Below are 25,547 nucleotides of genomic sequence, written 5' to 3' on the forward strand. Positions count from 1 at the left end.
CATGAGCCGGCGGTTACTGCCCGGCCGTGAGACCGGCTGGTTGTTGCTGCTGGCGGCGGCGCTGCCGCTGGCCCTGCTGGGCGCCACCTTGTCGGGGCCCGCGCCGATCGCGTGGCGCGACGCCTGGCGCATTGTACTCGGCGTCAGCGGCGGCGCAGCGTCCGATGCCGAGGTGTATCAGCGCATCATCTGGTCGCTGCGGATGCCGCGCGCGCTGCTGGCGGCGCTGGCCGGCGCCGGGCTGGCGTTGGCGGGCACCGTGCTGCAGTCGCTGACCCGCAACCCGCTGGCCGATCCCTGGGTGCTGGGGATCTCCTCCGGCGCCGGCGTGGGGGCGGTGACGGTGTTGGTGTTGGGGCTGGGGGGCGGCCTGCTGTCGGTGTCCGGCGGGGCGTTTATCGGCGCGCTGGGAGCGTTTGCGTTGGTGATGCTGCTGGCCGGGCGTTCGCTGCAGGGGGAGTCCACGCTGTTTATTCTGGCCGGGGTGGCGGTGACGCAGCTGCTCTCCGCGCTGACTTCGCTGATCACCCTTTGGCAGGCGGACGCCAACGCCACGCGCGGCGTGATGTTCTGGCTGCTGGGATCGTTCAGCGACGCGCGCTGGCCGCAGGTCGGGCTGTGCGGGCTGGCGCTGGCGGCGACGCTGCTGCTTTGCTGGCTGCGGGCGGGCGAACTGGACGCGCTGGCGTTTGGCGGCGTGACCGCCGCTTCGCTGGGGGTGACGGTGGCCCCGCTGAAGCTGCTGCTGTATGTGGCGGCCACCGCGCTGACGGCGGCGATCGTCGCGTTCAGCGGCGCGGTGGGGTTTATCGGGCTGACGGTGCCGCATGTCGCCCGGCGGCTGGTGGGCTCGCGGCATCGGCTGCTGTTGCCGGCCAGCGCGCTGTGCGGCGCCCTGTTCGCCGTGGCGGCGGACACGCTGGCCAGAACGCTGTTTGCCCCGCGCGAGCTGCCGGTCGGCGTGCTGACGGCGCTGCTGGGGGTGCCGATATTCCTGCTGTTGCTGTATCGAAAGGTCAATGCATGACGATTGAAAAAGCGCGATCCGGCCTGTGCGCCGAGGCGGTGAGCTGGCGAGCGGGGGCGCGTACGGTGCTGGAAAATCTCAGTTTCTGCGCCTTGCCCGGTGAGATCACCGGCGTGCTCGGCGTCAACGGCAGCGGTAAATCGACGCTGCTTAAGCTGCTGGCCGGGCTGCAGACCGCCGCCGGGGGCCGCGTTTGGCTGGAAGGGCGCGAGCTCGCTGAGTTTTCCGCGCGGGAACGCGCCAGGCGCATCGCCTTTCTCGAGCAATCCGCCCCCGGCGCCTTCGCGCTGCCGGTGAAGGAGGCGGTATTATTGGGGCGCCTGGCCCATACCGGCCGCTGGCGCGGTTTCGGCGCCGAGGATCGCCGCCTCGCCGGGCAGGCGATGGAGCAAGTGGGCATCAGCCACTTGGCCGACCGCGATTGGCAGCGGCTGTCCGGCGGCGAACGGCAGCGGGTGCATCTGGCGCGCGCGCTGGCGCAGCAAACGCCGTGGCTGCTGCTGGACGAGCCCGCCAACCATTTGGATATCGCCCATCAACAGCAGTTTATGGCCTTGCTGCGGCGGCTGAAACTCAGCGTGGTGGTGACGCTGCACGACCTTAATCTGGCGGCCTGTTATTGCGATCGGGTCGCGCTGCTGCAGCGGGGCGGGATCTGTGCGGCAGGCGCGCCGCGGCAGGCGCTGACGCCGGAGAACATTCACGCGGTATACGGTGTGGAGGCCAGGCTGGCGGCGCCCGCCGGCTATGCGCCGCCGTTGATCTATTACCCCGCGCCGGGATGAGGGCGGCTGAAAGGGCACGTTTGGCCGATCACAATTTCGCCTCGCTGGCTAAAATAACTCCGTTTTACCGATTTTTTTGGGTTAGAATAACCGGATATGCGGTGAAAGGCATTTGCCGCTCAATGGGCAGTTAAGCGAGGCTATCATGTTGGAATTATTGAAAAGTCTGTTGTTCGCCGTGGTGATGGTGCCGGTGGTCATGGCGCTCATTCTCGGCCTGATCTACGGTTTTGGCGAAGTGTTCAACGTCTTCTCCAAAGTGGGCCGTTCGAAAGAAAACCGCGCCCAGCACTGACCGTTCCCCATCCCGATACCCGCCGGCATTCCCCGGCGGGCATTCCTCAAGTTATCTCACGCTTTGCCGATAAACCGCATGACAAGCTTTCGCGCAACGTTATATTATTTTTTATATAACGAAGAGTGATAATGCACGTTAACTTGCGGAGAAAAACAATGAAACAGCAATGGACCAAATGGGTTGGCGGGATCGTTCTGGCATCGGGCCTGGTGGCTCAGGCTTCTGCGGCGGAAAAGATCACCGTGTTCGCCGCCGCGTCGCTGACCAACGCGCTGCAGGACATCGCCACCCAGTATCAAAAAGGCAAGGACGTGCAGGTGGTTTCCTCCTTTGCGTCGTCCTCGACGCTGGCGCGCCAAATTGAGCAGGGCGCTCCGGCCGATCTGTTTATCTCCGCCGATCAGCAGTGGATGGATTACGCCATCGACAAGCAGCAGATGGTAAAAGACACCCGTTACACGCTGCTGGGCAACGAACTGGTGCTGATCGCCGCCAAGAGCGATAAGCAAGACAAGATCGCCATCGACAAGCAGACCGACTGGGCCAAGCTGCTCAACGGCGGCCGCCTGGCGGTGGGCGATCCGGATCATGTGCCGGCCGGCATCTACGCTAAGGAAGCGCTGGAACACCTGGGCGCCTGGAGCGCATTGGAGCCGAAACTGGCGCGCGCCAACAATGTGCGTAGCGCCATGGCGCTGGTGGAGCGCGGTGAAGCGCCGCTCGGCATCGTCTACGGCTCCGACGCGGTCGCCAGCGACAAGGTGAAAGTGGTGGGCGTGTTCCCGGAAGACAGCCACAAACCGGTTGAATATCCGATGGCGATGGTGAAAGATCGTCAAAATCCGACGGTCAGCGCTTTCTATACCTATCTGAAGAGCCCGGAAGCGGCCGCTATTTTCGAACATTATGGATTCACCCCGCGTAAATGATTCTGAGTGAGTACGAGTGGCAGGCGGTTGAGCTGAGCCTGAAAGTCTCCGGTTTGGCGGTGGTCTGCAGCCTGCCGTTCGGCATTCTGATGGCCTGGGTGCTGGTGCGTTGCCGCTTCCCCGGCAAGGCGCTGCTGGACGGCGTCATTCACCTGCCGCTGGTGCTGCCGCCGGTGGTGGTCGGCTATTTGCTGCTGATCGCCATGGGGCGGCACGGCGTTATCGGCGAGTGGCTGTATGACTGGTTCGGTTTCAGCTTCAGTTTCAGCTGGCGCGGCGCCGCGCTGGCATCGGCGGTGGTGGCGTTTCCGCTGATGGTGCGCGCCATTCGGCTGGCGCTGGAGGCGGTGGATACCCGGCTGGAGCAGGCGGCGCGCACGCTGGGCGCCAACCCGTGGCGGGTGTTTTTCACCATCACGCTGCCGCTGTCGCTGCCCGGCGTCATTGTCGGCGTGGTGCTGGCCTTCGCCCGTTCGCTGGGGGAGTTTGGCGCCACCATCACCTTCGTTTCCAACATTCCCGGTGAAACCCGCACCATTCCGCTGGCGATGTATACGCTGATTGAAACGCCGGGGGCGGAGGCCGCCGCCGCGCGTCTGTGTGTTATCGCCATCGTGCTGTCGCTGGCTTCGCTGATGGTGTCCGAATGGCTGGCCCGCTGGGGCCGCAAACGGATGGGGGTGTAAATGCTGGAGCTGGATTTCTCGCAGCAGCTGGGCGACCTCAATCTCAACGTCCGCGCCGATTTGCCGGCGCAGGGCATCACCGCGATTTTCGGCCTGTCCGGCGCGGGCAAAACCTCCCTGATCAACGCCATCGGCGGCCTGACCCGTTTGCAGCAGGGGCGTATCGCGCTCAATGGCCGTACGCTGGTGGATACCGCCTCCGGCCTCTGCCTGCCGCCGGAAAAGCGCCGTATCGGCTATGTGTTTCAGGATGCGCGGCTGTTCCCGCACTACCGGGTGCGCGGCAACCTGCAGTACGGCATGGCGGCCGGCATGCGCGCGCAGTTCAATACCATCGTCGAGCTGCTGGGCATCGGGCCGCTGTTGCACCGGCTGCCGCTGACGCTCTCCGGCGGTGAAAAACAGCGGGTGGCGATCGGCCGCGCGCTGCTGACCGCGCCGGAACTGCTGCTGATGGATGAACCGCTGGCCTCGCTCGATCTGCCGCGCAAACGCGAGCTGCTGCCGTATCTGGAGCGGTTGGCGCAGGACGTGAACATCCCCATCCTTTACGTCAGCCACAGCCTGGACGAGATCCTGCGCCTGGCCGAGCAGGTGATGGTGCTGGATCGCGGCGAGGTGCTTGCGTTCGGCGGGCTGGAAGAAGTCTGGGCCAGCAGCGCGCTGCGGCCGTGGCTGCAGCGTGAAGATCAGAGCAGCGTGCTGCGCGTCAGCGTGATTGAGCATCATCAACGTTATGCCATGACGGCGCTGGCGCTTGGCGATCAAAGGCTGTGGGTCAGCGGCATCGACGCTGAATTGGGCACCCAACTGCGTATTCGCATCAACGCCGCCGACGTCTCGCTGGTGCTGCAGCCGCCGGTCAACAGCAGTATTCGCAACGTCTTGCCGGCCAAGGTGAGCGAGTGTCTGGACGTGGACGGGCAGGTGGAAGTGAAACTGGCGGTCGGCGAACACGTGCTGTGGGCGCGCATTACGCCGTGGGCGCGCGATGAACTGGCGATCCGCCCTGGGCAGTGGCTGTATGCGCAGGTGAAGAGCGTGTCTATCAGCCGCGAGAGCCGCTGAGGCAGGCCCTCCCGGCGGGAGGGCGAAAAGATTACAGCACGCGGGTGCGGATCACCTCGGCGATGCCCGGCTGCAGGTTATCGGCGATCACCAGATCGGCGCGTTCCTTGATGGCGTCATCGGCATTGCCCATCGCCACCCCCAACCCGACCGCTTCCAGCATGCTGATGTCGTTGTAGTTGTCGCCGAACGCCACCACCTGATCCATGCTCAACCCCTGCGACTCTACCCATTGACGCAGGCGTTTGCCTTTGCTGTTGCCGCCTTTGGCGATATCCACCTGATCGTGCCAGGACCATTCGCACGCCAGCCCCAGCTCTTTTTCCACCGTGTCGGCAAACTCGCGCAGCGCCGGAATATCGGCGTGCGAGGTGGCGAATTTCCAGATCGCCTGCGCGTCGTCGGCCGCCTGCGTCAGGCTGCCGACCTGCAGCAGCGTCGGGCGCTGCGCCGCCGGCAGGGTTTCGGCCCAGGCCAGCGAGCGAATCACATGGCCGCTCGGCTCCTGATACAGCATGGCGTCGTCAACGTACATCAGCCCGTGAATGTCGGTCTGCTTGAGCATCTGCAGCACCTGCTTGGCCTGATCTTTCGCCAGCGGATCGGCGGCCAGCACCTTTTTCTGCTGAAAATCATACAGGTAGGTGCCGTTGCAGCAGATGGCCGGGGTATCTATCTGCAGCGCCTGGTAAAACGGATGGATGGCGACGTGGTGGCGGCCGGTGACCACCACCACCTGGACGCCGGCGGCGCGCGCCTGCGCCAGCGCTTCCAGCGACTGCGGTAAGATGCGTTTTTGGTTGTCCAACAGGGTGCCGTCAAGATCGAGGGCGATGACGCGGTAGCTCATAGGGTTCTCGTTATCGTTAGCCATAAAATTAATCCGATGGTACCTCTTCGCTCTGATGCAAACAATTCGGTCTGCCTGCTATCGCCGACCGATGACTTATTTGGACGCTGATGAGAACAGAGTTTTGAACATCGGTACCAGAAGTTTGTTGCCATATTCGCTAAGATGGTTATCGTCAAAATAGATGGGCCGCCCATTGTGAGTTCCCGCGCACTTGCCGTCTTCGCACAGGTAAGGAAGCGGATCCAAAATTTTTACGCCACATTTTTTCGCCGCTTCATCTTGAGCTTGCCAGACAAAAGCATGACGTTGTCGGTAATCTGTTTCGGAGATGGATATGTCGGGCTCTGAACCGCCAAAACTCAGCAGGCGCGACAGTGTTTTTGGCACATTGACGAGCATTTCCGGCACCGGACGCACAACATAAATTTGCCGTTCTGTAGCCATTTCACACAGAGTGTCGACGAGTGAAGTTTTGAACTCGGACAAAAATCCCGGCTCAGGGGTACGATATACCTTCGAAAAATACACCGATGGTTGGTTCTGCTTCGCGCCCGCAATTTGCTGGCCGAAGGCGTAAGCACTGGTTCGGTTAATCACGACTGCGGGGATATTGTTGTCCAGCGTGGATAGTTTTTCTTTTATCCACTGATTGAATGCGCTGCACTGAATATTATCGTCAAGCGCGCCGGGAACAACGTTGGCTCCGAAGAGCGTTGGGCAGCCTGCATAAGTGAGATTGAGAAGCCCATCAGTTTGATTTGGCAGGGCGGACTCGACTGCAGAGATCATCGCATCGCCGTGGCTATCGCCAACGATGATAACCCGAATATTTTCGCCTCCATAGATACAGGATGGCGAGCTGAAGCCGGACTTGGCGAAGCATTCATCTCTGTTGGCGAGCATGTTGGTACTTTCGTTGGCGATCAGATCGATTTGCTGCGGTAACCTGCCGGAGAAATTAACGGTAAACAGTGTGACACACAGCGCAGCAACCAGCATGGTAGCGATTCCGATTGTACACACTGATTGACGCGTTGTTTGCCTTGAAAGCCACTTGCGGACAGGGGTTTCTATAAGACGAAGCGACAACTCGCCAAGCAACACGCTGGCCAGTAATCCCGCAACTACCCATTTCATCTCGGATTGAGCATTGGTGTAGACAAGCAGCACCACAATCGGCCAATGCCAAAGGTAAATAGAGTAGGATGAAACACCCAGACGTGCAGCGACGGGGTTTGAGGTCAAGGGGGAATCCTGGCGGCCGGCGGCAAGCACCAACATGGCGCCGATAACCGGCAACAGGGCGTTGTAACCGGGCCAGGGTTTACTGGCATCACATCCCACGATGGCTATCGCGATGCATAGCATCCCAAGCCATTCCGTATAAATACGTCTTTTTCCGCTGAGCGTTCGGTTTTGCGTTAACCGCCAGACGATTCCTCCGGCAAGCATTTCCCAGGCTCGGGTTGGGATAAGAAAAAACCCGGCGGAGGGCGCGAGGGAAGACATGATGATTGATAAGCCAAAGGAGACCGCGCCGGCTAAAATGATGAAGCGCATGAAGCCGTTTTTGCCCCCCAATCGCCATATAAACATAAGGGCCAGCGGCAGGATAATATAGAACTGCCATTCTACGGATAACGACCAAGTATGCAGCAGCCATTTTTCATGGGATACGCTGTCAAAATAGCCGGCTTCTTTCCAAAACTTCACGTTAGACAGGAAGAGTATGGCGGTAAAGGCATGTTTTGCCAGTTGACTGTAATCCAGCGTTGGTAACCAGAACCATCCCAGGCACAGTAAGGTCGAACAGAGTGCAAGTAGGGCGGGAATGATGCGACGGGCTCGAGCCAGGTAAAAGCGCCAAAGTGAAAAACGATCTTGTTCCAGGCCGGTAATGATGATCTGCATCATCAGGAAACCGGATATGACGAAGAATACATCTACGCCGACAAAGCCGCCGGAAAAACCCGGGATGCCGAAATGAAAAAGTACGACAGCGATCACTGCCCAGGCTCTAAGCCCGTTGATGTCATGTCTGAAATTCTGTGAAGAAGAAAGCATATCTATTACTCAGTAAATGTATTTTGGGTTTTTTATAGTCATCCATAAGGAGTGCGGGCACGCTTTTCCATGGTGTTATTGCAATCGCGATTGAAGTTTTTATTCATTCCTCTTAATTATTTTTCATTTGTATTTATGTAATCAGTCAAATTAATTCATTAGGTGAATTATTAAAGGGGCACGCCACTGGCATAGGAGGCATGCCAAACTCGACATAACTGCTATGTCCAGCGAGTCATGGGCGTGTCTGTGTCGACCTTGGGCGGCAATATGTTATGTATAGATTAATTGATATTTTTTATATTATTAATATATCTATATCTATTATGATTTGTTTCTTGTTATTTATATTAATTATGTTTTTAGTGACGCCAGGTGGTTATGTGTATTGCTAATGTAAAGAGGATTAACCGTTCGGCGGCAAATTCTATTTTAATTTTTGAGCAGGCTTTTTAATTTATCAATAATTCGTGAGTCTGTCTTCCATTCTCTATGACTGCTCGTTTCCGATAAGAAAATCGCAGCAGACGTTAGGGTGATGGCTTTTGGCATTTTGAACGTGGATGTTGTCTGGGGGGAAAGAATGTGGCTTGGGGATTTAAGCGTAATGCGGTAGTGCCATGCGACGGATGTGCGGTAAGCTAGGGGCAAGCGAACGGCCTGAAACCGGTTCCTCTTTTACCCTTTGCAAGGAGAACACATGAAGCAAATCGTTTATGTCGCCAGCCCGGAGAGCCAGCAGATCCACGTCTGGCAGTTGGACGACGCCGGCGCGCTGGCGCTGCTGCAAACCGTTGACGTGCCGGGCCAGGTGCAGCCGATGACCCTTCATCCGGACAAGACTCACCTGTACGTCGGCGTGCGTCCGGCGTTCGGTATCGTCAGCTACCGCATCGAGGCGGATGGCACGTTGCAGCAGGCCGGCATGGCGCCGCTGCCGGGCAGCCCGACCCATATCTCGACTGATTTGCAGGGGCGTTACCTGTTCTCCGCTTCCTACAGCGGCAACTGCGCCAGCATCAGCCCGATCGGCCACGACGGCGTAGTAACGGCGCCGATCCAACAGATCGACGGCCTGAACGCGCCGCACTCGGCGAACATCGATCCGACCAACCAGCTGGTGCTGGTGCCGTGCCTGAAAGAAGACCGCATCCGTCTGTTTAACCTGAGCCTGGCGGGCCAGCTGACGCCGCACGCGCAGGACGCGGTGGATATCGCCGCCGGCGCCGGCCCGCGCCATATGGCGTTCCACCACAACGACAAGTTCGCCTACTGCGTCAATGAGCTGAACGGCACGGTAGACGTGCTGGCCATTTCGGAAAACGGCGGCAAATACAGCGTGACGCAGACGCTGGACATCATGCCGAGCGATTTCGACGGCACCCGCTGGGCGGCGGACATTCATATCACGCCGAACGGCCGCTTCCTGTATACCAGCGATCGCACCGCCAGCATTCTGACCCTCTTCAGCGTTTCCGAAGACGGCGGCACGCTGAGCGTGGTCGGCTATTATCCGACCGAAACGCAGCCGCGCGGTTTCAATATCGATCACAGCGGCCGCTTCGTGATTTCGTCCGGCCAGAAGTCCGATCACATCGCGGTGCATGAAATTGATCAGGCCAGCGGTAAGCTGACTACGCTGGCGCGTTATCCGGTGGGCAAAGGCCCGATGTGGGTAAGCGTGCTGGCGAAGTAATTAGTCAGTCAGACTCGAGTGGAAAGCGCGGTGCGGTTGACCGCGCTTTTTTATTGGCGGGGGATCAGTTGAACATCACCGTCAGCGTGGCGCTGCCGAGACTGTGGAAATGGACGTTAAAGCCCACCAGAGCGCCGCTGGACCCTTCATCCACCTCGATGCTTTCCACGTCCAGCGCGTGCACGGTGAACTGATAGCGGTGGCTTTCGCCATTCGGCGGCGCGGCGCCGCCGTAACCGGCCGAGCCGAAGTCGGTACGGGTTTGCAGCGCGGCGCTCGGCAGCGGCGCTTTGCCGGAGCCTGCGCCCTGCGGCAGCTCACGCACGTCGGCCGGGATATTGGCCACCACCCAGTGCCACCAGCCGGAGCCGGTTGGGGCATCAGGATCGTACAGGGTGACGACGAAGCTCTTGGTGCCCTCGGGCACGCCGTCCCAGGCCAGGTGGGGCGACAGGTTATCGCCGTGGTAGCCCATGCCGTTGAAAACCTGCGTCTGCGGCATTGTGCCGCCGTCCTGCAGATCGTTGCTGTACAAACGAAAAGCCATAATGACTCCCAGTTGCGATAAAAGCAGAGCCCTTAAGCTAGATCTTTTTGGTGGAACAATACAACCCCTTGCGCCAGCGGCGGGCGGTTGATCTCGACGGTAACATGCACCAGTTCGGGATGAACGGCCAACAGTCGACGTATCCTGTCGGCGGTGAGGGCGCGATCGGCGCTGCTCAGGGCGATGACGCAATGATATTTTCCTTTGCCGATGCGGCCTAAATGCAAATCTGTCAGCGTGAGCGCGTGGCCGGAGGTGGCCAGGGTCTGACGCATCTCTTGCGCCACGGGGGCGTCCATTTCGGCATCCAGCAAAATCTTCCCGCTATCGCGCATCAGGCTATAGGCCCAGGCGGCCACCATCATCGCGCCGACGATGCCCATCAACGGATCGAGCCAGGCGGCGCCCCAAAGCTTGCCGCCGAACAGCGCGACGAGGGCCAACACCGAGGTGGCGGCGTCGGCGATGACGTGGATATAGGCGGAGCGCAGGTTGAGGTCATGATGATGGTCATCGTGGTGATCCCCGTGGTGGTGATGGTGGCCGCCGCCGCGCAGCAGCCAGGCGCAAAGCAGATTGACGGCCAGCCCGCTCGTACCGATGGCGATGGCTTCGTTGTAATGAATCGGGCTGGGATTCAGCAGCCGCTGCGCTGACTGAAACAGCATCAGCGCTGCCACCAGCACCAGCAACACCGCGCTGGTGTAACCGGCCAGCACTTCTATCTTCCAGGTGCCGAGGCTGAAGCGGCGATCCTTGGCCAACCGGCGTGCGGCGCCGTAAGCCAGCAGCGACAAGCCCAGAGCCAGCGCATGCGAGCTCATGTGCCAGCCGTCGGCCAACAATGCCATCGAGTTAAACAGCCAGCCCCCGGCGATTTCGATGACCATCATACTGGCGGTGAGTATCACCGCCCATCTGGTGTTTCTTTCGGCCAATGGGTTACCATCGTCAAAAACGTGGCTGTGCTCGCGGTGCAAAGCGGGCGCGTGAGACGTCATGGTGAAGTTCCTCAGCAAAAGGTAGTGTGCTGAAGTATACTATACCCCAGTATAGTAAATAACAATCAGGCGGAAATAATGAGCCATACCCTCAGAGATCAAAAGAAGCTGTTGGCGCGGGTGCGCCGCATTAAAGGGCAGGCCGAAGCGCTGGAGCGCGCGCTGGAGAGCGGCGGCGAATGTTCTGCTGTGCTGCAGCAGATCGCGGCGGTGCGCGGCGCGGTCAACGGTTTAATGGCGCAGGTGTTGGAAGGGCATGTGCGCGAACATCTGGCTGCCGCGGACGCTACGCCGCAGCAGCGCGAGCAGGACATCGAGCAATTGATGATCGTTTTACGTTCTTATATGAAGTAATCATGATTTCACTGAAAAAACGCACGCCGTGGTTCGGCTGGCTGCGCCGTTGGGCCAAAGGCATCAAGCGCGATATCTACGCGCTGTGGCTGGCCGCCCGTGATAAGCGCACCCCATGGTACGCCAAGCTGATCGCGCTGCTGGTGGCCGGCTATGCGATCTCGCCAATCGATTTGATCCCGGATTTCATTCCGGTGCTGGGCTATCTGGACGATGTGATTATCGTGCCGTTGGGCATCATGCTGGCGGTGCGGCTGATCCCCAAACCGCTGATGGCCGAGCTGCGCGAGAAGGCGCAAAAGCGCGTCGACAACCCCACCGGCCGCATGGCGGCGGCGATGATCATTTTACTCTGGCTGCTGTGCCTGGGATTGCTGGCCCGCTATCTCGACCAGCATTGGTAAGGCATTAACGCGCGGCGGCGGCCACGGCGGCGGTCAGGCGGCTGAGCTGTGCCGCTTCGATGATGTAAGGCGGCATCAGGTAAATCAGTTTGCCGAACGGCCGGATCCACACCCCGCGCTCGACGAAGCCGCGCTGCAGCTCGGCGACATCCACCGGTTCGCGCATCTCCACCACCCCAATCGCCCCCAGCACCCGCACGTCCGCCACTTTCGGCAGCGCCGCCAACGGCAGCAGTTCCCGCTTCAGCTGGGCCTCGATGGCGCTCACCTGCGCCTGCCAGCGATTTTCCGCCAGCAGCGCCAGGCTGGCGTCCGCTACCGCACAGGCCAGCGGGTTGCCCATAAAGGTCGGCCCGTGCATAAAGCAGCCGGCCGCGCCGTTGCTGATGGTCTCCGCCACGTGGCGGGTGGTCAGGGTGGCGGAAAGGGTCATGTAACCGCCGGTCAGCGCCTTGCCCAGACAGAGAATGTCCGGCACCACCTGCGCGTGTTCGCAGGCGAACAGCTTGCCGGTGCGGCCGAAGCCGGTGGCGATCTCGTCGGCGATCAGCAGCACCTGATGGCGGTCGCACAGCTCGCGCACCCGCTTGAGGTAGGTTGGGTGGTAGATGCGCATGCCGCCGGCGCCTTGCACCACCGGTTCCAGGATCACCGCCGCCACTTCACCGGCGTGCTGCTCCAGCAGCGCGGCGAACGGCGCAATGTCTTCTTCGCGCCATTCCTCGTCGAAGCGGCACTGCGGCGCGGTGGCGAACAGGTGCGGCGCCAGATAGCCCTGATAGAGGCTGTGCATCGAGTTGTCCGGATCGCAGACCGACATCGCGCCGAAGGTATCGCCGTGATAGCCGTGGCGCAGCGTCAGGATGCGCTGCCGGCGCTCGCCGCGCGCCTGCCAGTACTGCAGCACCATCTTCAGCGACACTTCCACCGCCACCGAACCGGAATCTGCCAGGAACACGCACTGGAGCGCTTCCGGCGTCATCTCCACCAGCCGACGGCACAGCGAGATGGCGGCCGGATGGGTGATGCCGCCGAACATCACGTGCGACATCTTCTCCAATTGCTGGCTGGCGGCCTGATTCAGACTCGGATGGTTGTAACCGTGGATCGCCGCCCACCAGGAGGACATGCCGTCCACCAGGCGCCTGCCATCCGCCAGCTGCAGCTCGACGCCGCTGGCCGACTCGATCGGGTAACAGGGCAACGGGCGGCTCATGGAGGTGTAGGGGTGCCAGATATGACGTTGGTCAAACGCCAGGTCGGAAGCGGTGACAGACATACTTGTAAACCAAATTGAATTAAGATTGGTTGACAGTATATCCACAATATTTAAACTGGCGACACTTTTTCGTTTTGGAGACGCCATGATGGCCGACCGCATTCACTGGACAGTAGGGCAAGCCCAGGCCCTGTTTGATAAACCGCTGCTGGAACTGCTGTTCGAAGCGCAAACCGTACACCGTCAGCACTTCGACCCGCGTCAGGTGCAGGTCAGCACACTGCTGTCGATCAAAACCGGCGCTTGCCCGGAAGACTGTAAATACTGCCCGCAGAGCTCACGCTACAAGACCGGCCTGGAGTCGGAGCGGTTGATGCAGGTCGAGCAGGTACTGGAATCGGCGCGCAAGGCCAAGGCGAACGGCTCGACCCGTTTTTGCATGGGCGCGGCGTGGAAGAACCCGCACGAGCGCGATATGCCTTATCTGCAGCAGATGGTGCAGGGCGTGAAAGCGATGGGCATGGAAACCTGCATGACGCTGGGCACGCTTGACGGTACTCAGGCCGAGCGGCTGGCGGAAGCCGGGCTGGATTATTACAACCATAACCTCGATACCTCGCCGGAGTTCTACGGCAGCATCATCACCACCCGCAGCTACCAGGAACGCCTGGATACGCTCGACAAAGTGCGCGACGCCGGCATCAAAGTGTGCTCCGGCGGCATCGTTGGGCTGGGTGAAACGGTGCGCGACCGCGCCGGGCTGCTGGTGCAGCTAGCCAACCTGCCGAAACCGCCGGAGAGCGTGCCGATCAACATGTTGGTGAAGGTGAAAGGCACGCCGCTGGCGGATAACGATGACGTCGATCCGTTCGATTTCATCCGCACTATCGCGGTGGCGCGCATCATGATGCCGGCCTCTTATGTCCGTCTCTCCGCCGGCCGCGAACAGATGAACGAACAGACGCAGGCGATGTGCTTCATGGCCGGCGCCAACTCCATCTTCTACGGCTGCAAGCTGCTGACCACGCCGAATCCGGAAGAAGACAAAGACCTGCAGCTGTTCCGCAAGCTGGGGCTCAACCCGCAGCAGACCGCAACCGAACACGGCGACAACCAGCAACAGCAGGTGCTGGCCAAGCAACTGCTGAACGCCGATACCGCCGAGTTTTACAACGCGGCGCCGTGATGAGCTGGCCACAACGCATCGAGCAGGCTCTGGCGGAGCGGCGTTTGAACGCCGCCTACCGCCGGCGACAGACCACCGAGGGCGGCAACGGCCGCCAGATCCGGCTCGGCGATCGTCTCTACCTGAACTTCTCCGGTAACGACTACCTGGGGCTGAGCCAGGATGCGCGGGTGATCGCCGCCTGGCAGCAGGGCGCGCAGCGTTACGGCGTCGGCAGCGGCGGTTCGGGCCACGTCACCGGCTTTAGCGCGGCGCATCAGGCGCTGGAGGAGCAACTGGCGGCGTGGCTCGGCTATCCGCGCGCGCTGCTGTTCATCTCCGGCTACGCCGCCAACCAGGCGGTGCTGGCGGCGTTGATGCAAAAGGGCGATCGCATTTTGGCCGATCGCCTCAGCCATGCCTCGCTGCTGGAGGCGGCGGCTCAGTCGCCGGCCGAGCTGCGTCGCTTCCAGCACAACCAGCCGCAGGCGCTGGCGGATCTGCTGGCCAAACCCTGCGACGGGCAGCGGCTGGCGGTGACCGAAGGGGTGTTCAGCATGGACGGCGACGGCGCACCGTTGGCGGAGCTGCATCGCTTAACCCGCGCGGCGGGCGCCTGGCTGATGGTGGACGATGCCCACGGCGTCGGCGTGCGCGGCGAGCAAGGCCGCGGCAGCTGCTGGCAGCAGGGCGTGCGTCCTGAACTGCTGGTGGCGACCTTCGGCAAAGCGTTCGGCGTCAGCGGCGCGGCAGTGCTGTGCGATGAGGCGACCGCCGAGTATCTGCTGCAGTTCGCTCGCCATCTGATCTACAGCACCGCGATGCCGCCGGCGCAGGCCTGCGCGCTGCAGGCGGCGCTGGCCTGCATTCGAGAGGGTGATGAACTGCGCGTCCGGCTGCAGGACAACATCCGGCGTTTCCGCCAGGGCGCGGCGCCGCTGGCGCTGACCCTGACGGATTCCGACACCGCCATCCAGCCGCTGCTGGTGGGGGACAATCAGCGTGCGCTCGATCTGGCGACCCGTCTGCGCGATCGCGGCCTGTGGGTAAGCGCCATCCGTCCGCCGACGGTACCGCCGGGCGGCGCGCGGCTGCGCATTACCCTGACGGCGGCGCACCAGCCGCAGGATATCGATCGCCTGCTGGAGGTATTGCATGACGTCAGCCAATGACACAGTGAACAAACAGGCGGTCGCCTCGGCCTTCAGCCGCGCGGCCGGCAGCTACGACGCCGCCGCCGCGCTGCAGCGTGATGTTGGCGAGCGCTTACTGGGGATGGGGAGTTCCCACCCAGGCGAACGGCTGCTGGATGCCGGCTGCGGCACCGGCTATTTCAGCCGTCTGTGGCGCGAGCGCGGCAAGCAGGTGACGGCGCTCGATCTGGCGCCGGGGATGTTGGCATTCGCCCGCCAGCAACAGGCGGCGCACCATTATCTGCTGGGCGATATCGAGCAGGTGCCGTTGCCCGACGCGGCGATGGACATCTGTTTCAGCAGCCTGGTGGTGCAGTGGTGCAGCGATCTGCCCGCAGCGTTGGCGGAGCTGTATCGCGTCACCCGGCCCGGCGGTGTGATCCTGTTCTCCACGCTGGCGGCGGGCTCGCTGCAGGAATTGGGGGACGCCTGGCAACAGGTGGACGGCGAACGTCACGTGAACGCCTTCCTGCCGCTGGCGCAGATCCGCGCCGCCTGTGCCGACTATCGACACGAGCTGGTGACGGAGCTGCGCACCCTGAATTACCCGGACGTGATGACGCTGATGCGTTCGCTCAAGGGCATCGGGGCGACGCATCTGCACCAGGGACGCGAGGGCGGCCTGATGTCGCGCGGCCGCCTCGCCGCGCTGCAGGCGGCTTACCCGTGCCGGCAGGGGCAGTTCCCGCTCAGCTATCATCTGGCTTATGGAGTGATTTATCGTGATTAAACGTTGGTTCGTGACCGGCACCGACACCGAAGTGGGGAAAACCGTCGCCAGCAGCGCCTTGCTGCAGGCCGCCAATCTGGCGGGCTACCGCAGCGCCGGCTATAAGCCGGTGGCCTCGGGCAGCGAGATGACCGCCGAGGGGCTGCGCAACGGCGACGCGCTGGCGCTGCAGGCCAACAGCAGCGTGGCGCTGGGGTACGACGAAGTGAACCCTTACGTTTTTGCCGAACCGACTTCGCCGCATATCGTTAGCGCCGATGAAGGCCGGCCGATCGACGCAGCGCGGCTGTCCGACGGCCTGCGCCGGCTGGAACAGCGCGCCGACTGGGTATTGGTCGAGGGCGCCGGCGGGTGGTTTACTCCGTTGTCGGCGCAGTACACCTTCGCCGACTGGGTGCAGCAGGAGCAACTGCCGGTGATCCTGGTGGTGGGCATCAAACTGGGCTGTATCAACCATGCGGTGTTGACGGCGCAGGCGGTGCGACAAGCGGGGCTGACGCTGGCCGGTTGGATCGCCAACGACGTGGCGCCGCCGGGGCGGCGGCATCAGGAATACCTGGCCACGCTGCGCCGCATGCTGCCGGCGCCGCTGCTGGGTGAAATCCCGCACCTGCCGCAGGCCGAACGGGCGCCGCTGGGGCAGTATCTGGATATCAGCCTGCTGGCGCAGTGAGAGGTTCTGGCTGATGAATCACAACGCCGGGTCTTATGACCCGGCGTTGGCTTTTACATGGCGGTAATACAGGCGTTATCGAGATAAAGCACGCCATTTTTCGCCAGGGCATACAGGTTGAACGTCAGGATGACATGGGTCGCCCAGACCGGGACTTTTCGTCGATTGGCGTTGAAACGATATTCGGTGTACTCGGCGTAAGCATCGGCTTTCAAGGCGGCGTCCCAGGCTGCCGGCGCGGCTTTGGCGACGAGCGAGATGCCGTTGTCCGCATGTTCCTGGATACAGGCATATTGCAGCGTCGCGAACAGATTGCCGGTACCGCCGTTGACCGTTTTCAGGGTAAAACAGGCGCCCAACTGCTCATATTGCGCGGCGGGCACGATCACTCTCACTCCGGCGTTGGTATTGGCGTTGCCCAACTTGGTCACTTTCAGGGCATTACTGCCGTTGACGCCTGCGCCGGCTTCGATACTGATAGTCACTGCGTCTGAGGTAAAGGGCTCGCTGATCGTGCCGCCTGTCACTTCCCAGCCAAACGGCTTAGCGGAAAAGGCGAACTCACCGTCTTTTAACTTGTTATTCACGGCGCCGACCAGCGTCTGGATCCCGGCGCCACCCCCACCGCCATCCAGTCGGCTATTGACGATGACAAAGTCGCCGGTACCGCTGAAATAGCGGCCGCTGGCGGTTCTTACGCCATAGAACTTCACGCTGTCGACGATAATCCCGCTACTGCCGGCCTCGGCGTAAAACAGCGACGCTTGCGCCAGTCGGCCGCCGGCGACGATGATTTCGCCGCCGTGAATCAACAGCGATGCATTTTGATTGGCGCTGCAACGGAAGGGAATTTCCATAAGCGGACTATTACCGTTGTTGAATTCCATATGGCAGCCATGCAATTCAATGCTACCGGCCTCAACGTCGGCAATCGAGCCGGCATAGTCGATCGAAGCACCGAACAGGCGGAAGGCGCCGTTGGGGTTAGCGTTGCGAACGGCCAACCCCTGGGAATTGCCGAGGGTGCCACCGAAGAAGTTGATGCCTTCGCCGAAGTTTTGGGCGCCGCTGTTCGTTGAAGGCATATGCAGGCACTCAAAACAGCGAATGACTTCACAGGCGTAGTGGTGGGCGATATAGGCATTGGTGCCGTAGTACAGGCCGTAGTAGAAGCCGGAAATATAGACGTTATTGACGGAAAAGTTGCCCAGCGGGCCTTCAGGCGAATCGAAACGGACGCCGTCGATATAGGTGTATTCGATCGTCGTTTCATCTTTGTTGTTAATCCTGGCGCCGATGCCCTTTACGGTGAAATCTTTCATGATAGGCGCCGGGCGAATAGGAACGTTGTTATCCAGCGCGCCGCTGCTGGTATAGCAGCGCAGGAAATAGTTATGGTCGCTTTCCGTGCCGTTGGGGATCTCGGTAGTGATGTTGACGCCGTTGCCGTCGATATAGACGAATCCGACATTGATATCGGTTTTAGGCGCCGTCCAAAGGGCAAAAGGCGCGGCGAATCTGACAATCGCAGGGCGTTTTAACGTTTTGATGATAAAGTCTTGTGCGCCGACCAGTTCGTCGCGCGAGCTGACGTAAATGCCTTCAATATTAAGACGTTCCTGCAGGCTCCAGTTTTTGTTGCGCAAATCTGCGTATTGAATAAATGCCGCGTTGTTGTCTGTCATGCTTACATCCCTCGATATTATGGTGTCGGTGTGACCCCTATCGAGTATGAAAAGACGGCGGGCCCATGCCTATTGGGCGCAGACCGGCCGTGACTGATACAACAGCAATCTAATCGCTAACCCGAGCACTCACTCCGCCAGCCCGGCGCCGATCAGCGCCTCATCCAACTGCGTCAGCGCGCCGTGCGCCACGGTGCGCCCGCTATCGAGCAGACAAAAGCGGTCCGCCACCCGGCGCACGAACGGCAGCTGATGCTCTACCAGCAAAATGGTCATGCCCAACTCAAAGTTGAGCCTGCGGATCACGTTGCCGATGTCGGCGGCGATCGAAGGCGGCATGCCCGCCGTCGGTTCGTCGAGGATCAGCAGTGCCGGTTCCTGCGCCAGCGCACGGCCGATCGCCAACTGGCGTTGGGCGCCTTCGCACAGATCGCCGGCGCGGCGGGTACGCATCTGGCGCAAATTGGGAAACAGGCTGTAGATCAGCGGCGGAATGCGGCGAGGGGCGCCGCGCACGGCCATCTGCGCCACCTGCAGATTCTCTTCCACGCTCAGCTGCGAGAAGAGTTGCCGCCCTTGCGGGACGTGGCTGATGCCGAGTGCGGCGCGGCGCTCCATCGGTTGCAGCAGCAGGTTTTGCGGCGGCTGATCTGCCGGCTGCCAGGTCATGCTGCCGCTCACTACCGGCAAATGCCCCATGATGCAGTTGACCAGCGTGGTCTTGCCCACGCCGTTGCGCCCGAGCAGCACGGTGCACTGGCCGCGCGGCAGCTCCAGGTTGATGTCCCACAGGGTGTGGTTTTGACCGTAGAATTGATTGACCGATCTCAGGCTCAGCATTTGGCATTCTCCTCATAGACGCTCGTTTCACTCGTTGGCGGGGGACAGCAAAGGCCGCATGCGCGGCGAATTTCCCGAGTGTGGCAATGTCTGGAACAAGATGCCGTCCGTCCGATGAGCCAGAGCAAGGTCTGCGGTGGACGGAATGACAGTCAATATGTCGTTAAAAACGACGCTTGTGACGACTTGGTGTCGTTCTTGCGCTTTTACAGGCGATAGCACCGCGAGGCGTACACGCTGCGGCTGGCAGCGCATCACGCCGCCGCACCGCATTGATACGCAGGAAGATAAAGCAACTCCCAGGCCAATTTTGTCGCCGGGTGAAAACGGGAGGTTGTTATCGTCTTGTTAACCGCTAATCAGGCCTGACGCGCTCTGCCGCGGCGGCCTGAAAATACGCCGGGAAGTTAACCCGGACGTTTTTTGCACTCTTGTGGTGCTCTGCGGTGAGGGCATGGTGCAAGGCATTGCGCCGCCGTCAAGCGCGATCCGCGAGAAAGGGGGCAATGCGATTTTAGCAATGGGGATTTTTAGTATTAATCGGCATAAACAAAGCGATATTTTTATGAAAAAATAACTAAAAAAGCCATTTTGGCGAGTGTAAAGGGCGAAAAGCTTTCTTTCTGTAACTCCCGCCCCGGGCGGGGCGGTGAGAGTTATCCACTATTCCTGTGGATAACCTTGTGCATTAGATTTAGAAAAACGCTGTAAAGCGAGAGCCGACGCGGGTTCTGTTCGCTTTGCCCGCATTCTCGTCTTTTTATTAAATATCTTATATATCAATAGATTAATTAAAATCAAGACACAAGGGTATTGATCAGGTCTCTATGTATGATTTTTCGACGCGGTGCTATCAATAAGTTAATTCGCGGCAAGTTCTGGGGATAAATCTGTTATTGACAATAAAAATGTCACCCGGCTGTAACCTCACGGTGCAACGGCATCGCCGCCGTGCCGGGCGCAGCGACGAATCCGCTTGAAGCTGGTTTTATATCCAGTATCATGGGCACTGGCGCAAATCGCCGACACTTTCCATAATTAGGGGCCATATCCGGCGCAGAGCCGGCTGGCCGCCTGAGCGCGCGCATCTCCACAGGGTAGCCGAGCAATGAGTAAACTTTTCAAACTGCATTCCGAGTTCAAACCGGCCGGCGATCAGCCGGAAGCCATCCGCAAGCTGGAAGAGGGGCTGGAAGACGGCCTGGCGCACCAGACGCTGCTGGGGGTCACCGGTTCGGGCAAGACATTCACCATCGCCAACGTGATAGCCGATCTGAATCGGCCGACCATGGTGCTGGCGCCGAACAAGACGCTGGCGGCGCAGCTGTACGGCGAGATGAAAGCGTTTTTCCCTGAGAATGCGGTGGAATACTTCGTCTCCTACTACGACTACTACCAGCCGGAAGCCTACGTGCCCAGCTCCGACACCTTCATTGAAAAAGACGCTTCGGTGAACGAGCACATCGAACAGATGCGTCTTTCCGCCACCAAGGCGTTGCTGGAGCGGCGCGATGTGGTGGTGGTGGCGTCGGTGTCGGCGATCTACGGTCTGGGCGATCCGGATCTTTACCTGAAGATGATGCTGCACCTGACCCAGGGGATGATTATCGATCAGCGCTCCATTTTGCGCCGCCTGGCGGAGCTGCAGTATTCCCGTAACGATCAGGCTTTCCAGCGCGCCACCTTCCGCGTGCGCGGCGAGGTGATCGACATCTTCCCGGCGGAATCGGACGAGCTGGCGCTGCGCGTCGAGCTGTTCGACGAAGAAGTGGAACGGCTGTCGCTGTTCGATCCGCTGACCGGGCAGATTGAGCAGGTGGTGCCGCGTTTTACCATTTACCCGAAGTCGCACTACGTGACGCCGCGCGAGCGGATCATGCAGGCGATGGAAGAGATCAAGGTCGATCTGGCGGACCGCCGCAAGGTGCTGTTGGCCAACAACAAGCTGCTGGAAGAGCAACGCCTGACGCAGCGCACCCAGTTCGATCTGGAGATGATGAACGAGCTGGGCTACTGCTCGGGCATTGAAAACTACTCGCGCTACCTTTCCGGGCGCGCCGAGGGCGAGCCGCCGCCGACGCTGTTCGACTACCTGCCGGCGGACGGCCTGCTGGTGGTCGACGAATCCCACGTCACCATTCCGCAGATCGGCGCGATGTTCAAGGGCGACCGCGCGCGCAAGGAAACGCTGGTGGAGTACGGCTTCCGTCTGCCGTCGGCGCTGGACAACCGCCCGCTGCGCTTCGAGGAGTTCGAGGCGCTGGCGCCGCAGACCATCTATGTTTCCGCCACGCCGGGCAAATATGAGCTGGAGAAATCCGGCGGCGATCTGATCGATCAGGTGGTGCGCCCGACCGGGCTGCTGGATCCGATCGTGGAAGTGCGGCCGGTCGCCACTCAGGTGGACGATCTGCTCTCCGAGATCCGCAAGCGCGCGGCGATCAACGAGCGCGTGCTGGTGACCACCCTGACCAAACGCATGGCGGAAGACCTGACCGAATACCTGGAAGAGCATGGCGAGCGCGTGCGCTACCTGCACTCGGACATCGATACCGTGGAACGGGTCGAAATCATCCGTGACCTGCGTCTGGGCGAGTTTGACGTGCTGGTGGGCATCAACCTGCTGCGTGAGGGCCTCGACATGCCTGAGGTGTCGCTGGTGGCGATTCTGGACGCCGACAAGGAAGGCTTCCTGCGTTCCGAGCGTTCACTGATCCAGACCATCGGCCGCGCGGCGCGTAACCTGAACGGCAAGGCGATCCTGTATGGCGATCGCATCACCGATTCGATGGCCAAGGCGATCGGTGAAACCGAGCGGCGCCGCGCCAAGCAGCAGGCCTATAACGAAGCCAACGGCATCGTGCCGCAGGGGCTGAACAAGAAGATCGGCGATATTCTGCAGATCGGCCAGCCGGTCAACCGCGCCAAGGCTAAAGGCAAGGGCAAGGTGGCGGACAGCGGCGCTCAGCTGCAGAACCTTACGCCGAAAGCGCTGGATCAGAAAATCCGCGATCTGGAAGCGCAGATGTACACCCATGCGCAAAACCTGGAGTTCGAGCAGGCGGCTGCGCTGCGCGACGAAATCCACCAGCTGCGCGAGCAGTTCATCGCGATTTCCTGACCGTTGGACGGCGCCCGCGCTGTGAGCGTCAAAATTCCTTGTCGGCCGCGTCAAAGCTGTTATGGTGTGCGGCCCGATTTGACCACGAAGAGTACCGAACATGAGCCAACACCAGTCTAAAGACCCGCTGCACGGCGTGACTCTGGAGCAGCTGCTGAATAAACTGGTGGATCACTACGGTTGGTCCGAACTGGGCGCGCGCATTCGCATCAACTGCTTCCGCAGCGATCCGAGCATCAAGTCCAGCCTGAAGTTTTTGCGTCGCACGCCCTGGGCGCGCAAAGAGGTGGAAGAGCTGTATATCGATATGGTCAGCCATCCCGCCCCGGCCAGCGATAATCCCTGGCTGCGCGGGCGCGACGGCTAAATTCGGTCAGCGGCGGGCGGCCAGCTCCACCAGCGCGTGATCCAGCGCCTGGCGCAGCAGCTGGCGATCGTGGCGGTAGGGGATGTCGCTCGCTTCCAGCGGCTGTTGAATCACCACCCGATCCTGCACTTCACTGGTGTCCACCGCCGGGCCGACAATCAGCGCATCGATCATCCGGCGGCCGATCTTCTCTTCCATCAGCGTCAGCTTATCCTTTAACGACAGCGCCGCGGCGGCCACGCTCAGTTCGCGGCCGAGGTTGCCGATATAGATCATGCTGGCGCTGCTGCGGCGCAGCGCCTGGGTGAGATCGTCCAGCAGCAGCAGCGGCATCAGGCTGGTGAGGAAGCTGCCCGGCCCGATCAGGATCACGTCGGCTTGCGCGATGGCGTCCAGCGCTTCGCGCGTGGCGTTGACCGGGGGCGACAGCATCAGCTCCTGCGGCATAAGAGTCAGTTGATCGACATTCACTTCACCGTAAACGTGATTGCCTTCGTGATCGTGCGCCATCAAATCCACCGGCTGCTCCGACATCGGGATCAGCGCCGCGTCCACCTTCAGCAAGCTGCGCACCAGGTTGATCGCTTCCAGCGGGCGCACGCTCAGGTGATCCAGCGCTTTCAGCATCAGGTTGCCCAGGTTATGGCCGGCCAGCTCACCGTTGCCGCTGAAACGGTATTCGAACATCGCCGAGGCGACGCTCGGTTCGGTGATCAGCTGGTTGAGGCAGTTGCGGGTATCGCCCCAGGCAATGCCGCCTTCCGAACGGCGGATGCGGCCGGTGGAACCGCCGTTGTCGGTGGTGGTGACGATGCCGGTCAGGCGGGAGCCTAAGGACGACAGGGCCGACATCACACGGCCCAGACCGTGTCCGCCGCCCAACGCCACCACGCGGTCGAGATCGGCCAGGGTACGATTACGCATAAATTTCCTTACAAAGGGGCTGAACTGCCCGCATAAGGTAGCGGATCCGGCATAAAAACGCGATAAAGAGTGTCATTTGCGTGATTCTGGTCAATTCGTCCACGCAAGCGATGTTTATCATGGTTTACCCGAATAGACGGCGTCTAAAAACGCTGTATAGACAATTATATAGCGAATTAACGCGTTGGCTATCGTTGCCGATTAGCGCTAGAATTCTGCTGAAAACCACGGTTTCATTCCGGCTACTCAAGGTAGCGGGAAGAGAAATCAAACTCCTAGCCCCTGCGCCTACGTTGTTCATCCGGAACGATATGGCGCCTGGGCCGTGGCGAAGTCAGCCACCAGGGTGCAGAGGGGAAACGCTCGCATCTCCCGACTTTGGAAAGGTGTTATGGTACCGCAACTCATTGATGCTTATGAGCGCAAGTTCTATTACCTGCGCTTGTCGATCACCGACGTGTGCAACTTTCGTTGCACCTATTGTCTGCCCGATGGCTACAAGCCGAGCGGCAGCCCGAAAAGCTTCCTGTCGCTGGATGAAATCCGCCGCGTCAGCCGCGCGTTCGCCGAACTGGGCACCGAAAAGGTGCGCCTGACCGGCGGCGAGCCTTCGCTGCGCCGTGATTTTACCGAGATCATCGCCGCCGTGCGGGAAAACCCGGCCATCCGCACGCTGGCGGTCACCACCAACGGTTACCGTCTGGCGCGCGACGTCGCCGCCTGGCGTGACGCCGGTCTGACGGCGATCAACGTCAGCATCGACAGCCTGGATCCCCGTCAGTTTCACGCCATCACCGGCCAGGACAAGTTCCGCCAGGTGATGGACGGCATCGACGCCGCCTTTAGCGCCGGTTTCAGCAAGGTCAAGGTCAACGCCGTGCTGATGCGCGACGTCAATCACCAGCAGCTCGGCGCCTTTCTCGCCTGGATCAAGGATCGGCCGATCCAACTGCGTTTTATCGAACTGATGGAAACCGGTGAGGGCGGCGAGCTGTTTCGCAAACACCACGTTTCCGGCGAAGTGATTCGCCGGCAGTTGGAACAGCAGGGCTGGCAGCGCCAGGCGCGCGGCCGCAGCGACGGCCCGGCGCAGGTATTCAGCCACCCGGACTACCAGGGTGAGGTGGGTCTTATCATGCCGTATGAAAAAGACTTCTGCGCCAGCTGCAACCGGCTGCGCGTTTCTTCCATCGGCAATCTGCACCTATGCCTGTTCGGCGAGCAGGGGGTGCCCCTGCGCGATCTGCTGGCGGACGACGGCCAGCTCGATGCGCTGAAGGCGCGCATCCAGAGCGGGCTGCTGAGCAAGAAGCAGACCCATTTCCTGCATCAGGGCAACAGCGGGATCACCCAGAACCTGTCGTTTATCGGCGGCTGACAGCCAATAGGAGCTTATTGAACCATGAGCCATGCGAGCAGCGAGTTTATTGCGGCGCATATCGCCATCCTGACCGTGTCCGACAGCCGCGGCGCGGCGGAAGACACCTCCGGCCAATATCTGCAGGACGCGGCGCGGGAAGCCGGCCATCAGGTGGTGGATCGCGCCATCGTCAAAGATGACATTTACCAGATCCGCGCGCGGGTTTCCGCGTGGATTGCCGATGACAACGTGCAGGCGGTGCTGATCACCGGCGGCACCGGTTTTACCGCGCGCGACAACACGCCGGAAGCGCTGTTGCCGCTGTTCGACAGAGAGGTGGAGGGGTTCGGCGAACTGTTCCGCATGGTGTCGTACGAAGAGATCGGCACCGCGACGATCCAGTCGCGCGCGCTGGCTGGCCTGGCCAACCGCACGGTGATTTTCGCCATGCCGGGTTCCACCCGCGCCTGCCGCACCGCCTGGGAGCGGATTATCGAAGAGCAGTTGGACGCGCGCCATCGCCCGTGCAACTTCCAACCCCATTTGAAGAAGCCCTGA

The 25,547-nt window shown here is 60.9% G+C and carries 26 protein-coding genes and 1 riboswitch; of the genes, 18 read left to right on the forward strand and 8 right to left on the reverse strand.

Annotated features, from left to right (window positions below; translation table 11 throughout):
- Position 1 precedes the first annotated feature (1 nt).
- The 6 genes from WFM45_RS02085 (at position 2) to modC (ending at position 4,793) form a co-directional block, all read left to right on the forward strand.
- Entirely contained in the window at positions 2 to 1,027 is a 1,026-nt protein-coding gene (locus WFM45_RS02085) for a FecCD family ABC transporter permease (protein ID WP_060558819.1), read from the forward strand.
- Entirely contained in the window at positions 1,024 to 1,812 is a 789-nt protein-coding gene (locus tag WFM45_RS02090; protein ID WP_060558821.1) for an ABC transporter ATP-binding protein, read from the forward strand. The genes WFM45_RS02085 and WFM45_RS02090 overlap by 4 nt, the downstream gene beginning before the upstream one ends.
- A 145-nt stretch (positions 1,813 to 1,957) precedes the next feature.
- The gene (locus WFM45_RS02095; protein WP_033633886.1) at positions 1,958 to 2,107 is read left to right on the forward strand and encodes an AcrZ family multidrug efflux pump-associated protein; all 150 of its coding nucleotides are present in this window, start codon (positions 1,958 to 1,960) and stop codon (positions 2,105 to 2,107) included.
- Between the two features lie 158 nt (positions 2,108 to 2,265).
- Positions 2,266 to 3,039: a molybdate ABC transporter substrate-binding protein gene (gene modA / locus WFM45_RS02100; RefSeq protein WP_015377002.1), complete on the forward strand. Its 774-nt coding sequence runs from the start codon at positions 2,266 to 2,268 to the stop codon at positions 3,037 to 3,039.
- Positions 3,036 to 3,725, forward strand: coding sequence for a molybdate ABC transporter permease subunit (gene modB, locus WFM45_RS02105; RefSeq protein ID WP_336954329.1), 690 nt, complete (start codon positions 3,036 to 3,038; stop codon positions 3,723 to 3,725). The genes modA and modB overlap by 4 nt, the downstream gene beginning before the upstream one ends.
- The gene (gene modC, locus WFM45_RS02110; protein WP_033633885.1) at positions 3,726 to 4,793 is read left to right on the forward strand and encodes a molybdenum ABC transporter ATP-binding protein ModC; all 1,068 of its coding nucleotides are present in this window, start codon (positions 3,726 to 3,728) and stop codon (positions 4,791 to 4,793) included.
- A gap of 31 nt (positions 4,794 to 4,824) precedes the next feature.
- Here the strand turns inward: modC and WFM45_RS02115 are convergent, their stop codons facing one another.
- Positions 4,825 to 5,643 carry a pyridoxal phosphatase gene (locus WFM45_RS02115; protein WP_033633884.1) on the reverse strand — a complete coding sequence of 273 codons (819 nt, stop codon included), beginning with the start codon at positions 5,641 to 5,643 and terminating at the stop codon, positions 4,825 to 4,827.
- A 96-nt stretch (positions 5,644 to 5,739) separates the two neighbouring features.
- Complete coding sequence (locus WFM45_RS02120; protein ID WP_336954331.1) at positions 5,740 to 7,710, reverse strand: acyltransferase family protein; 1,971 nt, start codon at positions 7,708 to 7,710, stop codon at positions 5,740 to 5,742.
- A 700-nt stretch (positions 7,711 to 8,410) separates the two neighbouring features.
- On the opposite strand from WFM45_RS02120, the gene pgl reads away from it, so the two are divergent.
- Positions 8,411 to 9,406, forward strand: coding sequence for a 6-phosphogluconolactonase (gene pgl / locus WFM45_RS02125; protein WP_048322424.1), 996 nt, complete (start codon positions 8,411 to 8,413; stop codon positions 9,404 to 9,406).
- Positions 9,407 to 9,470: 64 nt separating this feature from the next.
- Here pgl and WFM45_RS02130 read toward each other — a convergent pair whose 3' ends face one another.
- A complete protein-coding gene (locus WFM45_RS02130; RefSeq protein ID WP_016928694.1) occupies positions 9,471 to 9,953 on the reverse strand; it encodes a kinase inhibitor in 483 nt (160 codons plus the stop codon).
- Positions 9,954 to 9,985: 32 nt separating this feature from the next.
- The gene (gene dmeF, locus WFM45_RS02135; RefSeq protein ID WP_336954336.1) at positions 9,986 to 10,954 is read right to left on the reverse strand and encodes a CDF family Co(II)/Ni(II) efflux transporter DmeF; all 969 of its coding nucleotides are present in this window, start codon (positions 10,952 to 10,954) and stop codon (positions 9,986 to 9,988) included.
- 78 nt (positions 10,955 to 11,032) lie between these two features.
- On the opposite strand from dmeF, the gene WFM45_RS02140 reads away from it, so the two are divergent.
- Positions 11,033 to 11,308, forward strand: coding sequence for a metal/formaldehyde-sensitive transcriptional repressor (locus tag WFM45_RS02140; protein WP_336954339.1), 276 nt, complete (start codon positions 11,033 to 11,035; stop codon positions 11,306 to 11,308).
- Positions 11,309 to 11,310: 2 nt separating this feature from the next.
- The gene (locus WFM45_RS02145) at positions 11,311 to 11,712 is read left to right on the forward strand and encodes a YkvA family protein (RefSeq protein ID WP_025301916.1); all 402 of its coding nucleotides are present in this window, start codon (positions 11,311 to 11,313) and stop codon (positions 11,710 to 11,712) included.
- A gap of 4 nt (positions 11,713 to 11,716) precedes the next feature.
- On the opposite strand, the gene bioA is transcribed toward WFM45_RS02145, so the two are convergent.
- Positions 11,717 to 12,991 (reverse strand): adenosylmethionine--8-amino-7-oxononanoate transaminase, encoded by a 1,275-nt coding sequence (gene bioA, locus WFM45_RS02150; RefSeq protein ID WP_336954342.1) that lies wholly within the window; start codon positions 12,989 to 12,991, stop codon positions 11,717 to 11,719.
- An 88-nt stretch (positions 12,992 to 13,079) separates the two neighbouring features.
- On the opposite strand from bioA, the gene bioB reads away from it, so the two are divergent.
- Genes bioB through bioD form a run of 4 tightly spaced genes read left to right on the forward strand, consistent with a single transcriptional unit; the run spans position 13,080 to position 16,692 of the window.
- A complete protein-coding gene (bioB, locus tag WFM45_RS02155; protein ID WP_025160023.1) occupies positions 13,080 to 14,117 on the forward strand; it encodes a biotin synthase BioB in 1,038 nt (345 codons plus the stop codon).
- Positions 14,117 to 15,268, forward strand: coding sequence for an 8-amino-7-oxononanoate synthase (gene bioF, locus WFM45_RS02160; RefSeq protein ID WP_085336502.1), 1,152 nt, complete (start codon positions 14,117 to 14,119; stop codon positions 15,266 to 15,268). Before bioB ends, bioF begins: the two co-directional genes overlap by 1 nt.
- Positions 15,252 to 16,019, forward strand: coding sequence for a malonyl-ACP O-methyltransferase BioC (gene bioC / locus WFM45_RS02165; protein ID WP_015377013.1), 768 nt, complete (start codon positions 15,252 to 15,254; stop codon positions 16,017 to 16,019). Before bioF ends, bioC begins: the two co-directional genes overlap by 17 nt.
- Positions 16,012 to 16,692, forward strand: coding sequence for a dethiobiotin synthase (gene bioD / locus WFM45_RS02170; RefSeq protein WP_060558842.1), 681 nt, complete (start codon positions 16,012 to 16,014; stop codon positions 16,690 to 16,692). The genes bioC and bioD overlap by 8 nt, the downstream gene beginning before the upstream one ends.
- Before the next feature lie 53 nt (positions 16,693 to 16,745).
- Here the strand turns inward: bioD and WFM45_RS02175 are convergent, their stop codons facing one another.
- Together WFM45_RS02175 and WFM45_RS02180 are read right to left on the reverse strand one after the other, a co-directional pair.
- The gene (locus tag WFM45_RS02175; protein ID WP_060558844.1) at positions 16,746 to 18,377 is read right to left on the reverse strand and encodes a hypothetical protein; all 1,632 of its coding nucleotides are present in this window, start codon (positions 18,375 to 18,377) and stop codon (positions 16,746 to 16,748) included.
- Positions 18,378 to 18,506: 129 nt separating this feature from the next.
- A complete protein-coding gene (locus tag WFM45_RS02180) occupies positions 18,507 to 19,217 on the reverse strand; it encodes an ATP-binding cassette domain-containing protein (protein ID WP_048322429.1) in 711 nt (236 codons plus the stop codon).
- A gap of 454 nt (positions 19,218 to 19,671) precedes the next feature.
- Between WFM45_RS02180 and WFM45_RS02185 the strand changes: the two genes are divergently transcribed.
- The 3 genes from WFM45_RS02185 (at position 19,672) to WFM45_RS02195 (ending at position 22,705) form a co-directional block, all read left to right on the forward strand.
- Entirely contained in the window at positions 19,672 to 19,794 is a 123-nt protein-coding gene (locus WFM45_RS02185; protein ID WP_254901096.1) for a hypothetical protein, read from the forward strand.
- Between the two features lie 531 nt (positions 19,795 to 20,325).
- Positions 20,326 to 22,338 carry an excinuclease ABC subunit UvrB gene (gene uvrB / locus WFM45_RS02190; RefSeq protein ID WP_336954351.1) on the forward strand — a complete coding sequence of 671 codons (2,013 nt, stop codon included), beginning with the start codon at positions 20,326 to 20,328 and terminating at the stop codon, positions 22,336 to 22,338.
- Between the two features lie 100 nt (positions 22,339 to 22,438).
- The gene (locus WFM45_RS02195) at positions 22,439 to 22,705 is read left to right on the forward strand and encodes a VF530 family DNA-binding protein (protein WP_044031724.1); all 267 of its coding nucleotides are present in this window, start codon (positions 22,439 to 22,441) and stop codon (positions 22,703 to 22,705) included.
- Between the two features lie 6 nt (positions 22,706 to 22,711).
- On the opposite strand, the gene WFM45_RS02200 is transcribed toward WFM45_RS02195, so the two are convergent.
- Entirely contained in the window at positions 22,712 to 23,629 is a 918-nt protein-coding gene (locus WFM45_RS02200; protein ID WP_004939781.1) for a gluconeogenesis factor YvcK family protein, read from the reverse strand.
- A gap of 260 nt (positions 23,630 to 23,889) precedes the next feature.
- A riboswitch (molybdenum cofactor riboswitch) is annotated at positions 23,890 to 24,034 on the forward strand.
- Here WFM45_RS02200 and moaA point away from each other — a divergent pair.
- On the forward strand, positions 24,021 to 25,007 hold the full coding sequence (moaA, locus tag WFM45_RS02205) for a GTP 3',8-cyclase MoaA (RefSeq protein WP_033641045.1): 987 nt from the start codon (positions 24,021 to 24,023) through the stop codon (positions 25,005 to 25,007). It overlaps the preceding riboswitch by 14 nt.
- A gap of 24 nt (positions 25,008 to 25,031) precedes the next feature.
- Positions 25,032 to 25,547: a molybdenum cofactor biosynthesis protein B gene (moaB, locus tag WFM45_RS02210; RefSeq protein WP_021503999.1), complete on the forward strand. Its 516-nt coding sequence runs from the start codon at positions 25,032 to 25,034 to the stop codon at positions 25,545 to 25,547.

Source organism: Serratia sp. KG1D (genome assembly GCF_037150675.1).
Lineage (GTDB): Bacteria > Pseudomonadota > Gammaproteobacteria > Enterobacterales > Enterobacteriaceae > Serratia > Serratia nematodiphila.

What these genes read in the sequence shown, in the direction of transcription:
- WFM45_RS02140 (WP_336954339.1), top strand. Translation starts at nt 11,033, where the DNA reads ATGAGCCATACCCTCAGAGATCAAAAGAAGCTGTTGGCGCGGGTGCGC.
- WFM45_RS02195 (WP_044031724.1), top strand. Translation starts at nt 22,439, where the DNA reads ATGAGCCAACACCAGTCTAAAGACCCGCTGCACGGCGTGACTCTGGAG.
- dmeF (WP_336954336.1), bottom strand. Translation starts at nt 10,954, where the DNA reads ATGACGTCTCACGCGCCCGCTTTGCACCGCGAGCACAGCCACGTTTTT.
- WFM45_RS02145 (WP_025301916.1), top strand. Translation starts at nt 11,311, where the DNA reads ATGATTTCACTGAAAAAACGCACGCCGTGGTTCGGCTGGCTGCGCCGT.
- moaB (WP_021503999.1), top strand. Translation starts at nt 25,032, where the DNA reads ATGAGCCATGCGAGCAGCGAGTTTATTGCGGCGCATATCGCCATCCTG.
- bioA (WP_336954342.1), bottom strand. Translation starts at nt 12,991, where the DNA reads ATGTCTGTCACCGCTTCCGACCTGGCGTTTGACCAACGTCATATCTGG.
- WFM45_RS02095 (WP_033633886.1), top strand. Translation starts at nt 1,958, where the DNA reads ATGTTGGAATTATTGAAAAGTCTGTTGTTCGCCGTGGTGATGGTGCCG.
- WFM45_RS02115 (WP_033633884.1), bottom strand. Translation starts at nt 5,643, where the DNA reads ATGAGCTACCGCGTCATCGCCCTCGATCTTGACGGCACCCTGTTGGAC.
- modB (WP_336954329.1), top strand. Translation starts at nt 3,036, where the DNA reads ATGATTCTGAGTGAGTACGAGTGGCAGGCGGTTGAGCTGAGCCTGAAA.
- WFM45_RS02180 (WP_048322429.1), bottom strand. Translation starts at nt 19,217, where the DNA reads ATGCTGAGCCTGAGATCGGTCAATCAATTCTACGGTCAAAACCACACC.
- WFM45_RS02085 (WP_060558819.1), top strand. Translation starts at nt 2, where the DNA reads ATGAGCCGGCGGTTACTGCCCGGCCGTGAGACCGGCTGGTTGTTGCTG.
- moaA (WP_033641045.1), top strand. Translation starts at nt 24,021, where the DNA reads ATGGTACCGCAACTCATTGATGCTTATGAGCGCAAGTTCTATTACCTG.
- modC (WP_033633885.1), top strand. Translation starts at nt 3,726, where the DNA reads ATGCTGGAGCTGGATTTCTCGCAGCAGCTGGGCGACCTCAATCTCAAC.
- WFM45_RS02130 (WP_016928694.1), bottom strand. Translation starts at nt 9,953, where the DNA reads ATGGCTTTTCGTTTGTACAGCAACGATCTGCAGGACGGCGGCACAATG.
- pgl (WP_048322424.1), top strand. Translation starts at nt 8,411, where the DNA reads ATGAAGCAAATCGTTTATGTCGCCAGCCCGGAGAGCCAGCAGATCCAC.
- WFM45_RS02200 (WP_004939781.1), bottom strand. Translation starts at nt 23,629, where the DNA reads ATGCGTAATCGTACCCTGGCCGATCTCGACCGCGTGGTGGCGTTGGGC.
- bioC (WP_015377013.1), top strand. Translation starts at nt 15,252, where the DNA reads ATGACGTCAGCCAATGACACAGTGAACAAACAGGCGGTCGCCTCGGCC.
- WFM45_RS02185 (WP_254901096.1), top strand. Translation starts at nt 19,672, where the DNA reads ATGGTGCAAGGCATTGCGCCGCCGTCAAGCGCGATCCGCGAGAAAGGG.
- WFM45_RS02090 (WP_060558821.1), top strand. Translation starts at nt 1,024, where the DNA reads ATGACGATTGAAAAAGCGCGATCCGGCCTGTGCGCCGAGGCGGTGAGC.
- uvrB (WP_336954351.1), top strand. Translation starts at nt 20,326, where the DNA reads ATGAGTAAACTTTTCAAACTGCATTCCGAGTTCAAACCGGCCGGCGAT.
- bioF (WP_085336502.1), top strand. Translation starts at nt 14,117, where the DNA reads ATGAGCTGGCCACAACGCATCGAGCAGGCTCTGGCGGAGCGGCGTTTG.
- WFM45_RS02120 (WP_336954331.1), bottom strand. Translation starts at nt 7,710, where the DNA reads ATGCTTTCTTCTTCACAGAATTTCAGACATGACATCAACGGGCTTAGA.
- bioB (WP_025160023.1), top strand. Translation starts at nt 13,080, where the DNA reads ATGGCCGACCGCATTCACTGGACAGTAGGGCAAGCCCAGGCCCTGTTT.
- WFM45_RS02175 (WP_060558844.1), bottom strand. Translation starts at nt 18,377, where the DNA reads ATGACAGACAACAACGCGGCATTTATTCAATACGCAGATTTGCGCAAC.
- modA (WP_015377002.1), top strand. Translation starts at nt 2,266, where the DNA reads ATGAAACAGCAATGGACCAAATGGGTTGGCGGGATCGTTCTGGCATCG.